Origin of the sequence: Variovorax sp. WDL1 (genome assembly GCF_001541225.1) — a bacterium.
GTDB lineage: Bacteria > Pseudomonadota > Gammaproteobacteria > Burkholderiales > Burkholderiaceae_C > Variovorax.
Map to the genome: position 1 here is coordinate 1 of NZ_LMTS01000117.1, position 11,591 is coordinate 11,591.

Annotated in this window: 12 protein-coding genes; 10 read left to right on the forward strand and 2 right to left on the reverse strand. The window is 67.2% G+C overall.

The window, feature by feature from the left end:
- Nucleotides 1-183: 183 nt before the first annotated feature.
- The 10 genes from bioD (at nt 184) to APY03_RS42495 (ending at nt 9,331) form a co-directional block, all read left to right on the forward strand.
- Nucleotides 184-876 carry a dethiobiotin synthase gene (gene bioD, locus APY03_RS16080; protein ID WP_068678235.1) on the forward strand — a complete coding sequence of 231 codons (693 nt, stop codon included), beginning with the start codon at nt 184-186 and terminating at the stop codon, nt 874-876.
- 24 nt (nt 877-900) lie between these two features.
- Nucleotides 901-1,902 (forward strand): biotin synthase BioB, encoded by a 1,002-nt coding sequence (gene bioB, locus APY03_RS16085; RefSeq protein ID WP_083944396.1) that lies wholly within the window; start codon nt 901-903, stop codon nt 1,900-1,902.
- 33 nt (nt 1,903-1,935) lie between these two features.
- Nucleotides 1,936-3,933 (forward strand): acetyl/propionyl/methylcrotonyl-CoA carboxylase subunit alpha, encoded by a 1,998-nt coding sequence (locus APY03_RS16090; RefSeq protein ID WP_068678193.1) that lies wholly within the window; start codon nt 1,936-1,938, stop codon nt 3,931-3,933.
- A gap of 9 nt (nt 3,934-3,942) precedes the next feature.
- Entirely contained in the window at nt 3,943-4,872 is a 930-nt protein-coding gene (locus APY03_RS16095) for a 2-hydroxyacid dehydrogenase (RefSeq protein WP_068678194.1), read from the forward strand.
- Between the two features lie 23 nt (nt 4,873-4,895).
- On the forward strand, nt 4,896-5,816 hold the full coding sequence (locus APY03_RS16100; protein WP_068678195.1) for a hydroxymethylglutaryl-CoA lyase: 921 nt from the start codon (nt 4,896-4,898) through the stop codon (nt 5,814-5,816).
- A 39-nt stretch (nt 5,817-5,855) separates the two neighbouring features.
- On the forward strand, nt 5,856-6,347 hold the full coding sequence (locus tag APY03_RS16105) for a YbaK/EbsC family protein (RefSeq protein ID WP_068678196.1): 492 nt from the start codon (nt 5,856-5,858) through the stop codon (nt 6,345-6,347).
- The gene (locus tag APY03_RS16110) at nt 6,344-6,601 is read left to right on the forward strand and encodes a DUF1289 domain-containing protein (RefSeq protein WP_068678197.1); all 258 of its coding nucleotides are present in this window, start codon (nt 6,344-6,346) and stop codon (nt 6,599-6,601) included. Before APY03_RS16105 ends, APY03_RS16110 begins: the two co-directional genes overlap by 4 nt.
- Nucleotides 6,598-7,242: a 2-hydroxychromene-2-carboxylate isomerase gene (locus APY03_RS16115; protein ID WP_068678198.1), complete on the forward strand. Its 645-nt coding sequence runs from the start codon at nt 6,598-6,600 to the stop codon at nt 7,240-7,242. Before APY03_RS16110 ends, APY03_RS16115 begins: the two co-directional genes overlap by 4 nt.
- A gap of 140 nt (nt 7,243-7,382) precedes the next feature.
- Nucleotides 7,383-9,077: an MFS transporter gene (locus tag APY03_RS16120; protein WP_068678199.1), complete on the forward strand. Its 1,695-nt coding sequence runs from the start codon at nt 7,383-7,385 to the stop codon at nt 9,075-9,077.
- A 107-nt stretch (nt 9,078-9,184) separates the two neighbouring features.
- Nucleotides 9,185-9,331, forward strand: a complete 147-nt coding sequence (locus tag APY03_RS42495; protein WP_174262765.1) for a hypothetical protein — start codon at nt 9,185-9,187, stop codon at nt 9,329-9,331.
- Nucleotides 9,332-9,377: 46 nt separating this feature from the next.
- Here APY03_RS42495 and APY03_RS41525 read toward each other — a convergent pair whose 3' ends face one another.
- Nucleotides 9,378-10,166, reverse strand: coding sequence for a hypothetical protein (locus APY03_RS41525; protein ID WP_232324294.1), 789 nt, complete (start codon nt 10,164-10,166; stop codon nt 9,378-9,380).
- A gap of 171 nt (nt 10,167-10,337) precedes the next feature.
- On the reverse strand, nt 10,338-11,450 hold the full coding sequence (locus APY03_RS16130) for an ABC transporter substrate-binding protein (protein ID WP_068678201.1): 1,113 nt from the start codon (nt 11,448-11,450) through the stop codon (nt 10,338-10,340).
- Between the last annotated feature and the right edge of the window lie 141 nt (nt 11,451-11,591).

The following is an 11,591-nucleotide window of genomic DNA, read 5'->3' on the forward strand; positions in this document are numbered from 1 at the left end:
GACTCGCCCGCCGGGGCGAAATCCCGGCCCCAGCCTCAACCCAGGCACACGGTCGAAACAAGCGAACGGGTGCACCCACCCGATCCTTCCCCCAAGCAAAAAGAGGGCAAGTCCGCATCTCCCAGAGAGAAATCCCCCGAAGGCGGTCACCGCAGCGCGTGGCGCGGAGGTTCTCCGGTGAAGGTGCACTGCTTCGTCACCGGCACCGACACCGGCGTCGGCAAGACGCTGGTCAGCAGCGCCATGCTGTCGTCGCTGGCCGCATCGGGCCTGCAGGCGGTCGGCATGAAGCCGGTGGCGGCCGGCCTGGACTTCATCGACGGCGCCTGGCGCAACGAAGACGTCGAGCAGTTGAAGGCAGCCGGCAACGTCGATGCCCAGCTCGCGCTCCGCTGCCCCTACCTGCTGCGTGCGCCGATATCGCCGCATCTGGCAGCGCAGGAGGAGGACGTGCGCATCGCGCCGCAACACCTGCTGTCGGCCTACGAGCAATTGGCACGGCAGGCCGACGCCGTGATCGTCGAAGGCGTCGGCGGCTTCCGCGTGCCGCTGGCCGATGGCTTCGACAGCGCGGATCTCGCCGTGGCGCTGGGGCTGCAGGTGGTGCTCGTCGTGGGGTTGCGTCTCGGCTGCCTCAACCACGCACTGCTCACCGCCGAGGCGATCCGCGCCCGCGGCCTGGTTCTCGCCGGCTGGGTCGGCAGCGTCATCGATCCGCGGATGCTGGCCCTCGAGGCCAACATCGAAACACTGGGCGCGCGCCTGGATGCACCGCTGCTCGGCGTGGTGCCGCACCTGGCCGTGCCCGAGGCGGCGCGCGCCGCCCCCCATCTCGACCTTCGCGCGTTGCGCGGCACCGCGGCACTGGCCGCCTGAGACCCATACAGGAACTCTTCATTCATGGAACACAGCATCAGCTTCATCGACCGCAAGGCGACCGCCTCGCAACAGCACGCCATCCCCGCCGACGCTGCGTGGACCATCGACAGCGTCGCGGCCCTCTTCGAACTGCCCTTCAACGACCTGCTGTTCCGCGCGCAGCAAGTGCATCGCGGCAACTTCGACGCCAACACCGTGCAGCTCTCGACCCTGCTGTCGATCAAGACCGGCGGCTGCGAGGAGGACTGCGGCTACTGCCCGCAGAGCGCGCACCACGACACCGGCCTGAAGGCCAGCAAGCTGATGGCGCTCGACGAGGTGCTGGCCGCTGCCCAGGCCGCGAAGGACCATGGGGCCACCCGCTTCTGCATGGGCGCGGCCTGGCGCAACCCGAAGGAGCGGCACCTGGAGCCCGTCATCGAGATGGTGCGCGGCGTCAAGGCACTCGGCCTGGAGACCTGCGTCACCCTCGGCATGCTCGAGGCGGAGCAGGCGCAGCGGCTGGCGGACGCGGGGCTCGACTACTACAACCACAACCTCGACAGCGCCCCCGAGTTCTACGACAAGATCATCACGACCCGGACCCACCAGGACCGACTCGATACCCTCGGCCACGTGCGCGACGCCGGCCTGCATGTGTGTTGCGGCGGCATCGTCGGCATGGGCGAATCGCGCCTGGAGCGTGCCGGCCTGATCGCGCAGTTGGCCAACCTCGACCCCTGTCCCGAATCGGTGCCGATCAACAACCTGGTGCAGGTCGAGGGCACGCCGCTGGCCGGCACGGAGCCGCTCGACCCGTTCGAGTTCGTGCGCACCATCGCCGTCGCCCGCATCACCATGCCGAAGAGCATGGTGCGGCTGTCGGCCGGGCGCGAGCAGATGGACGAGGCGCTGCAGTCGCTGTGCTTCCTCGCCGGCGCCAATTCGATCTTCTACGGTGATCGCCTGCTGACCACTGCCAACCCACAGGCCGCGAAGGACCGCGCGCTGCTGGCGCGGCTGGGCATGCGCAGCGACGCCTGAACAACCGTCCCCATTCACAAGGAAGCCCTCCTCATGTTCCAGAAGATCCTGATCGCCAACCGCGGGGAGATTGCCTGCCGCGTTGCCGCCACCGCGCGCCGGATGGCCATCCGCACGGTCGCCGTCTACTCCGATGCGGACGCGCATGCCAACCACGTGCGTGCCTGCGACGAGTCGGTGCACCTGGGTGGCAGTGCGCCCAAGGACAGCTACCTGCGATGGGAAAGGATCCTGGCGGCCGCCAAGGCCACCGGCGCCCAGGCGGTGCATCCGGGCTACGGCTTCCTGAGCGAGAACGAGGACTTCGCCCGCGCCTGCGCCGAGGCCGGCCTGGTCTTCATCGGGCCGCCGCCTTCCGCCATCCAGGCCATGGGGCTGAAGGCCGAATCCAAGCAGTTGATGGAGAAGGCCGGCGTGCCGCTGGTGCCCGGCTACCACGGCAAGGACCAGGACCCGGCACTGCTGGCACGCGAGGCCGAGCGCATCGGCTACCCGGTGCTGATCAAGGCCAGCGCAGGCGGCGGCGGCAAGGGCATGCGGGTGGTCGAGAAGCACGCCGACTTCGCCGCTGCGCTTGCCTCCTGCCAGCGCGAGGCCATCAACAGCTTCGGCGACGATGCGGTGCTGGTCGAGAAGTACGTGCAGCGCCCGCGCCATATCGAGATCCAGGTCTTCGGCGATACGCATGGGAACTACGTCTACCTGTTCGAGCGCGACTGCTCGGTGCAGCGGCGCCACCAGAAGGTGCTGGAGGAAGCGCCGGCGCCGGGCATGACCGAGGCCATGCGGCGCGAGATGGGCGAGGCCGCTGTGGCGGCAGCGCGTGCGGTGAACTACGTGGGCGCGGGCACGGTGGAGTTCATCGTGGAGCAGCGCAACGACGGCGCCATGAACTTCTTCTTCATGGAGATGAACACGCGCCTGCAGGTCGAGCACCCGGTGACGGAGGCGATCACCGGGCTGGACCTGGTGGAGTGGCAGCTCCGTGTGGCCTCCGGCGAGCCGCTCCCCTTGAAGCAGGAGCAACTGCAGATCAATGGCCATGCCATCGAGGCGCGCATCTGCGCCGAGAACCCCGACAACAATTTCCTGCCTGCCACCGGCACGCTGCGCGTCTACCGCAAGCCCAGCGCCACGGCGTTCCAGCGCAGCCGCGTGCGCATCGACGATGGCGTTCGCGAAGGCGACGCGATCTCGCCCTTCTACGACTCGATGATCGCCAAGCTGATCGTGCATGGCGCAACCCGCGAGGAGGCGCTGGCGCGGCTGGACGCGGCGCTGGCACAGACCCACATCGTCGGCGTGGCGACCAATGTGCAGTTCCTGCGCGGCGTGCTGCGCACCGATTCCTTCGCCCACGCGAAGCTGGACACCGCGCTCATCGAGCGCGAGCGCGCCGTGCTCTTCGACCAGGAGCCGCTGGGCCTGCCCTTGGCGGCTGCCGCTGCCGTCGTGCGGACACTGCTGGCGGAGCGGGCCCAGGCTGCGCCCTCGGAGCCCTTCGCGCGCCGCGACGGCTGGCGCGGCTTCGGCCAGTACCAGCGCCGCTTCGACTTCGAGTTCCGCGGCGAGGCGCAGCAGGCGCTCCTGACTTACCGGCGTGACGGCAGCCTGTGGCTGCAGGTCGGCGGCGTCGAAGGTGCGCTCGCGATCGGACAGTTTCCGGCCGGGGAGGTCGAGCTGCAGTTCAACGGCCTGCGGCGCACGCTCAACGTCTACGAGGAGGGCGCCACGACCCATGTCTTCGCCCCGGAGGGCGCGAGCCGCATCGTGACCCTGGATCCGATGGCCCATGCCGGCGACACGCATGCCGACGCGGGCCGCCTCACCGCGCCGATGCCGGGGAAGGTGGTGTCCTTCGCCGTCAAGGCCGGCGACAAGGTCAGCCGCGGCCAGGCGCTGGCAGTGATGGAGGCGATGAAGATGGAGCACACGATCGCGGCGCCGGCCGATGGCACGGTCGAGGAACTGCTCTATCTTCCCGGCGACCAGGTGGCCGAAGGCGCGGAGCTGCTGCGGATCGCCGCGTAAGCTCACGGTATGCGAGTCACCGTCTGCCTCACCGACACCCGCCCGGACGCCTGGATCGAGGGCCTGCGCGCCGCACTGCCGGGCGCCGACGTCCAGAACTGGCAACCCGGCGCGCCGCAGGCCGACCACGCCGTGGTCTGGGCACCGCCGCAATTGTTCATCGACGAGCAGCCCGGGCTGCGCGGAATCTTCAACATCGGTGCCGGCGTCGATGCGCTGCTCAAGCTGCGCCTGCCGCCCGAGGCGATGGTGGTGCGCCTGGACGATGCCGGCATGTCGGTGCAGATGGCCGAGTACGTGTGCCATGCGCTGATCCGCCATTTCCGCGAGTTGGACTTCTACGAGGCCGAGGCGCGCGCAGGCCGCTGGGCCTTTCGCAAGCCGCGCGAGCGCAAGGACTTCCCCGTCGGCGTGATGGGTCTGGGCGTGCTGGGCGAGCGCGTGGCGAAAGCGGTCGCGCAGTTCGAGTTCCCGGTCAACGGCTGGAGCCGCTCGCCCAAGGCGATCGAGGGCCTGCGCTCCTTCGCGGGCGAGGCGGAATTCGACGCATTCCTGCGCGCCACCCGCGTTCTGGTCAACCTGTTGCCGCTGACCGAGGCCACGCGCGGCATCCTCAACCGCACGACGCTGTCGCGCCTGAACGGCGGCCAGCCCGGCGGCTACCTGATCAACGTTGCGCGCGGCGCGCACCTGGTGGAGGCCGACCTGGTCCCGCTGCTCGACAGCGGTCAGCTCGCCGGCGCCACCCTCGACGTGTTCGAGGTCGAGCCGCTGCCGGCCGACCACCCTTTCTGGCGCCATCCGAAGATCACGGTCACGCCGCACGGTTCCGCGCGGACCGTGCGCGCAGCCACCATCGCCCAGATCGCCGGCAAGATCATGGCGATCGAGCGCGGTGAGCCTGTGGCTGGCGTGGTCGAGCGCGAGCGGGGATACTGAAAGCATTGAACAAGGCGCAACCCATGAAGCTCCCCCCCCAAGTCAAGCTCGTCGACGTCGGCCCGCGCGACGGCCTGCAGAACGAAAAGCAGGCCGTACCCGCCGAGGTCAAGATCGGCCTGGTCCATCGCCTGCAGGAGGCCGGGCTGAAGGACATCGAGGTCACAAGCTTCGTCAGCCCCAAGTGGGTGCCGCAGATGGCCGACAACGCGCAGGTCATGCAGGGCATCCGCCGCCGGCCCGGTGTGCGCTATTCGGTGCTCACACCCAACATGAAAGGCTTCGAGGCGGCGATCGCGGCGCCACGCGAGGAGTGGCCCGACGAGATCGTGGTCTTCGGCGCCGCCAGCGAGGCCTTCAGCCAGAAGAACATCAACTGCTCGATCGCCGAGAGCATCGAGCGCTTCCGCCCGGTGGTGGCGGCGGCGCGCGAGAAGGGGATCCATGTGCGCGGCGCCATGTCCTGCGCCGTGGGCTGCCCCTACGAAGGGGAGATCGCGCCCGAGCGGGTGGGCATGCTGGCCAGGCTGATGAAGGACATCGGCGTGCAGCACGTCGGCGTGGCCGACACCATCGGCGTGGGCACGCCGCTGAAGGTGCGGCGAGCGATCGAGGCCACGCTCGAGCACTACGGAATCGACGACATCTCCGGCCACTACCACGACACCTACGGCCAGGCGCTCTCCAACACGCTCGCCAGCCTGGAGCTGGGCGTGTGGCAGTTCGACACCTCGGTCGGCGGGCTGGGCGGCTGCCCCTTCGCGAAGGGCGCGACCGGCAATGTGGCGACCGAGGACGTCGTCTACATGCTGCACGGCATGGGCATCGAGACCGGCATCGACCTCGACCAGCTGATCGACGCCGGCGTCTATATCAACCAGGCCCTCGGCCGCGAGCCGAACTCGCGGGTGTCGAAGGCGCTCCGGACGAAGCGGTCCGCTTGACGTCGATGAAGACGGACGAAAGAAGACTTGAAGGAAATCATGTGCGGCGCTGAACTGACATCGCTCCCCGAAGGCGTGCAGCGCGTGGCGCGGCTGCTGCAGGCGCTTGGTCATCCCCATTCGCCGCGGATGCTCGACGACGCCTGCCGCACCGCGCAGCAGGCGGCCGATGCGCTGGGCATCTCGGTCGCGCAGATCGCCAAGAGCATTGTGTTTCGCCGCAAGAGCGACGAGGCGGCGGTGCTGGTCGTGACCTCCGGCGACAAGCGGGTCGACGAGAACAAGGTCGAAGCGCTCGTCGGCGGCAAGCTGGGCCGTGCCGATGCCGAGTTCGTCAAGCGCGCGACCGGCTTCTCGATCGGCGGTGTCTCGCCCTTCGCCCATGCCGCGGCGCCGGTGATGTTGATCGACCGCGAGCTGTTTCGCTTCGACGAAGTCTGGGCAGCGGCCGGGCACCCGCATGCGGTGGTGCAACTGCGGCCGCAGGAGCTCGAGGCGCTGACCGGCGCGCCGGTCTCGGACGTGGTGTGAACGGCGATGCGCTCCATCCGCTGGCCGATCGCGCCGTTGCCGCGCGCAACACGGCACGCGACATACCCTCGCCCTGTATCTCCGTCTGCCGCATGGACCCGGCCAGCGGCTTTTGCGAGGGCTGCCTGCGCACCATCGACGAGATCGCGGCGTGGAGCGGCATGGACGACGCGACCAAGCGCCGCGTGTGGCGGGCCATCGAGCTGCGCGCAGATGCAGGTTTCCTGAGCTCTGCGGGAGAAGACCGGCCATGAAGCACATCACTTTTCATCTCGACTTCATTTCGCCCTACGCCTACCTGGCCTTCGAGCATCTGCCGCAGGCGCTCGAAGGGCTGAGCTACAGCGTGGCCTACCGGCCGGTATTGCTGGGCGCGCTGCTCAAGCAGCACGGCCAACTCGGGCCCGCCGAGATTCCGGCGAAGCGGGCCTGGACGTACCGCCACGTGCTGTGGCTCGGCCAGGCGCATGGCATCGCGATCGAGGTGCCGGCCTCGCATCCCTACAACCCGCTCCCGCATCTTCGGCTTGCGCTCGCCACCACGACGGACGGCGACATCAACCGCCACGTGGCCGAGACGATCTTTCGCGATGTCTGGCAAGGCGGCGGCGAGGCCGGCGACGCCGGGCGGCTGGCGGCGCTCACGGCGCGCCTGCGGCTGCAGCGCGATGCCGGGGGCGAGGAGGCCAAGGCGCAACTCAAGGCCAACACCGACGAGGCCATCGCGCGCGGCGTGTTCGGCGTGCCCACCTGCGAAGTCGATGGCCGCCAGTTCTGGGGCTTCGACGGCCTGGCCATGCTGCGCGACTACTTGCGCGGGAACGCCTGGTTCGAAGGCCCGGACTGGGAAGGCGCCCCGCGGCGCCCCGCGCTGCTGCGCAGCAGCAATCGCTGAATTTCTACAGCCTGAAACGCGCGCTGCGGGTTTCACCCTAATTCGTCAGCATCGATTCAGTTTGGCGAAAGCCCTGGGTCAGTCGTCGCCTCAAGAATCCGTCACGCCCCACGCCGTGGGAATACACAGGAGACGACGCAATGGCAGCCACACTTGATTCGCGGGGAAGGCCGATGCCTGTATCCCGACCCATGTCCGCGGAGGAGAAGAAGGTCATCTTCGCCTCCTCGCTCGGCACCGTGTTCGAGTGGTACGACTTCTATCTCTACGGTTCGCTCGCGGCGATCATCGCCAAGCAGTTCTTCAGCGGCCTGGATGCGGGCGCGGCTTTCATCTTCGCGCTGCTGGCCTTCGCCGCCGGCTTCCTGGTGCGGCCCTTCGGTGCCATCGTGTTCGGCCGCCTGGGCGACATGATCGGACGCAAGTACACCTTCCTGGTCACCATCCTGATCATGGGCCTGTCGACCTTCATCGTAGGCCTGCTGCCCAGCTACGCGACCATCGGCGTCGCGGCGCCGGTGATCCTGATCGCGCTACGCATGCTGCAGGGCCTGGCGCTCGGCGGCGAGTACGGCGGTGCCGCCACCTATGTGGCCGAGCATTCGCCGCACGGCAAACGCGGTGCCTACACCTCGTGGATCCAGACCACGGCCACCCTGGGCCTTTTCCTGAGCCTGATCGTGATCCTCGGCGTGCGCACCTGGCTCGGCGAGGAGGCTTTCGGGGCGTGGGGCTGGCGCGTGCCTTTCCTGGTCTCGATCGCGCTGCTGGCGATCTCGGTGTGGATCCGGCTGTCGCTGTCCGAGTCGCCGGCCTTCCAGAAGATGAAGGCCGAGGGCAAGACCTCCAAGGCGCCTCTGTCCGAGTCCTTCGGCGAGTGGAAGAATCTCAAGATCGTGATCCTGGCGTTGATCGGCCTGACCGCCGGCCAGGCCGTGGTCTGGTACTCGGGCCAGTTCTATGCGCTCTTCTTCCTCACGCAGCAGCTCAAGGTCGATGCGACCACCGCCAATCTGATGATCGCTGCCGCGCTGCTGATCGGCACGCCCTTCTTCGTGGTCTTCGGCACGCTGTCGGACAAGATCGGGCGCAAGCCGATCATCATGGCCGGCTGCCTGCTGGCCGTGGTCACCTACTTCCCGGTCTTCAAGATGCTGACCGAGTATGCCAACCCCGACTTGGCCAAGGCCCAGGCCACTGCCGGCGTGACAGTGACGGCCGATCCCAAGTCCTGCTCCTTCCAGGGCAACCCGGTGGCGCGCGAGATCGACTTCAAGAGCTCCTGCGACATCGCCAAGCGCTACCTGGTGCAGAACTCGGTGAGCTACGACAACGTCGAAGGCCCGCCCGGCTCCAAGGCCGTGGTCAAGATCGGCAACAAGACGATCGAGGCGCCGACCGGCAATGTGGCCAACCACAAGTTCGACGAGGCCTCGGTCAAGGAGATCGCCGCCTTCAAGAAGGGCGTGGCCGACGACCTGAAGGCCGCGGGCTACCCGGCCAAGGCCGACCCGGCCAAGATGAACAAGGTGATGGTGGTGCTTCTGCTGTTCTACCTGGTGCTCCTGGTCACGATGGTCTACGGTCCGATCGCCGCCATGCTGGTCGAACTGTTCCCGACGCGCATTCGCTACACCTCGATGAGCCTGCCGTACCACATCGGTAACGGCTGGTTCGGCGGCCTGCTGCCGACCACCGCCTTCGCGATCGTGGCCTCGACGGGCAACATGTACAACGGCCTCTGGTACCCGATCATCATCGCGGGCATGACGCTGGTCGTCGGCACGCTGTTCATCCGCGAGACCAAGGATGTCGACATCTACGCGAACGACTAGCCCAGCCTGACCCGAGCAAAGGGCCCCGGCCCTTTGTTCAACAAAGAGGCCTCGTGCCGTGTCCATGGCGCGAGGCTTTTTCGTTGAACATCCAGGAGATTCAGACCATGTGGAAATTGGCCATCGGCTTCGTCATCTTCGCCGCCATCTCGCTCTTCGTGATCATGCAGGCGGGGGACAAGGTCGACATGTCGGGCGAGAAGCATGGCGGGGACGTCACGCACGTGCCGGAGCCACCGGCAGCCCCGAAGTAGCGCTCGAGGCGGGAAGGCGGGCCACCCCTGAAGGGCGGCCTTCGTATCAGACCTGGCTCCATCCCTGGCTCAACAGCTGACCTTCGCCGTCCCTCGGCGAGTCCGGCGTTTCGGGCTGCGGCGGTGGCGCCGGGTTGTCGACGACCGTGATGGAGCAGCCCGCTTCGCCATTGACGATGGGGTACTTGATCACGCATGAGTCACCAGGGCGTGGATCATGTTCTTGGCACTCGTACTTCCCCCGCATCACGACGATCAGCGAGGGCAGGTCATCGATTTCCGGACAGACCTTGTCGATCATGGTGAAGGCGTCCTGGATGTCATCCGCGCCATGGGGATCGTCTCCCGAGAGACCACTTTGGACGAACCAGTCTTGCACCTTCAGGTTGTTGCTGTTCAGAATTTTGGCCCCGTGCGCCGCCTGAGTGATCCGCAGCAGCGCACGGTTCTCATGCGTGCTGGCCACGCCCATCGGTTGCGGCGGCGCGTCCCCTGCCTCGGCGACGCTCACATAGAACCCACGTCCGCACATTCCCTGACCAAGCCCCTGTTTCATGCCTGGTCCGGTGCCGACATCGACTATTCCTTGCGCGCCTTCCTGTGTCGTTGACCAGTGATACAAGGTCACATCGCGACCGAGCGGCTCGGCCATGCTCACGAGCACATCGCGGACTGTTCGCAAGTTTTTTCTGTCCTCTTCGTCTTTGACATCAAACAGGTAAATTGGCTTGGGGAATTTGTTTCCGGCCAGTATTGCCTTGGCGGCAGGGCCAGACCTCCCGGTCTGGGAACTGAGGAGGAAATTGGCTTGATTTGTCGGCGTAGTAGGCCTCATAGTCTTCTCCAGTACGGGTGTCAAGTAGTCGGCGCACGCGAATGCGAGCTCAACTTTCGGTAACGCGGCTGTGCGCAGCGGTTCCTTACCGCCTGATGTACTTGGCCCGGATGTGCTTTGCTTCACGCCGTCCTGCATTGGGCGTCTGCACCAGGATGTCCGCCTCGCCCTTCAACGCTTGAACTTTCCGTCGCTGATGATCGAAAGATCGGCGAAGTCGATGCCCGAGTGGTCCTGCGGCGAGTAGCTCACCTCCAGGCCGCCGCCGAGGTCGAAGTTGCGCAGGTTCTCCAGGGCCGCAAGGACCCGGGCCCGGTTCGGCTTGGGGCCGGCACGGCGAAGCGCCTCGACCAGCACCTTGGCCGAGGCGTAGCCTTCGAGCGCCGCCGGCGAGAGTTCCTGCTGGCCCCCCTTGGCGCGCACCAGCGCCAGCGCCTCCTTGACCATCGGGTGGCCGATCGAGCGCTCGCTGGGAAAGACCTGAGCCACGATCACGCCGCGGCTCTTGTCGCCCAACTGCTTGATGAAGCCCGAGGAGGCGTTGTTGGACAGCGTGACCACCTGGGCCGCCGAACCCGCTGCGCGCAGCGCCTTGACGCCATCCGCCACCGCGGTGCTGGAGGCGATCCACACCACGGCTTGGGCCTGGGCGGCCTCGATCTTCGGCACGATGGTCGCGTAGTCGGGCTTGTCGCGGTCGGTCGCAATCACCGCCGCCGGGTTGGCCCCAGCCTTGTTGAAGCCGTTCATCGCACCCTGCAGCCCGTCCTGCCCGAAGGTATCGGCGACATGCACCACCGCGATCCGGGCGACGTTGATGGTCAGCAGATGCGCCACCGCCTTCTCGGCCTCGCTCTGGTAAGTGGGGCGCACATTGAAGACATGCTTCTGCAGCGGCCGGTGCAGCACCATGGCGCCAGTGGAGGGACCGATCAGTGCCACGCCGTACCGGTCGAGCCAGGGGATGACGGCCTGCGAGTGTGGGGTGCCGCGGCTCATGAAGAGGGCCACCACCTTCTTTTCCTCGATCAGCACGCGGGCGTTCTCGCCGGCGCGCTTGACGTCGAAGCCGTCGTCCATGCGCAGCATCTCGATCTTTTCGCCGTGGATGCCGCCCTGCGCGTTCGCGGCATCGATCGCGAGCTGCGCGCCGAAGTTGGTTTCGTTGACGCCCGAGGCGGCGGAGCCTGTGATGCCGGCCGTCTGCCCGACGAGGATCTGGGCCGCGGCTTGGACGCTGGCGAGCGCCAGCAGGACGGTTGCGCAAAGCAGGCGCATTTGCATGGAAACTTCTCCTGAGTACGTTCGATGTAGGCAAAGGTGCCGTCCATTGAGTCACGCCCGGCACCGGTTTGCTCCGCCTAAACCCCTGCCGAGCCGCCGGCCATGTGACGCTTTGCACGTTGTCGCGCACCGGTTTCTAGA

What these genes read in the sequence shown, in the direction of transcription:
- bioB (WP_083944396.1), top strand. Translation starts at nt 901, where the DNA reads ATGGAACACAGCATCAGCTTCATCGACCGCAAGGCGACCGCCTCGCAA.
- APY03_RS16090 (WP_068678193.1), top strand. Translation starts at nt 1,936, where the DNA reads ATGTTCCAGAAGATCCTGATCGCCAACCGCGGGGAGATTGCCTGCCGC.
- APY03_RS16095 (WP_068678194.1), top strand. Translation starts at nt 3,943, where the DNA reads ATGCGAGTCACCGTCTGCCTCACCGACACCCGCCCGGACGCCTGGATC.
- APY03_RS16100 (WP_068678195.1), top strand. Translation starts at nt 4,896, where the DNA reads ATGAAGCTCCCCCCCCAAGTCAAGCTCGTCGACGTCGGCCCGCGCGAC.
- APY03_RS16105 (WP_068678196.1), top strand. Translation starts at nt 5,856, where the DNA reads ATGTGCGGCGCTGAACTGACATCGCTCCCCGAAGGCGTGCAGCGCGTG.
- APY03_RS16115 (WP_068678198.1), top strand. Translation starts at nt 6,598, where the DNA reads ATGAAGCACATCACTTTTCATCTCGACTTCATTTCGCCCTACGCCTAC.
- APY03_RS16120 (WP_068678199.1), top strand. Translation starts at nt 7,383, where the DNA reads ATGGCAGCCACACTTGATTCGCGGGGAAGGCCGATGCCTGTATCCCGA.
- APY03_RS42495 (WP_174262765.1), top strand. Translation starts at nt 9,185, where the DNA reads ATGTGGAAATTGGCCATCGGCTTCGTCATCTTCGCCGCCATCTCGCTC.
- APY03_RS41525 (WP_232324294.1), bottom strand. Translation starts at nt 10,166, where the DNA reads ATGAGGCCTACTACGCCGACAAATCAAGCCAATTTCCTCCTCAGTTCC.
- APY03_RS16130 (WP_068678201.1), bottom strand. Translation starts at nt 11,450, where the DNA reads ATGCAAATGCGCCTGCTTTGCGCAACCGTCCTGCTGGCGCTCGCCAGC.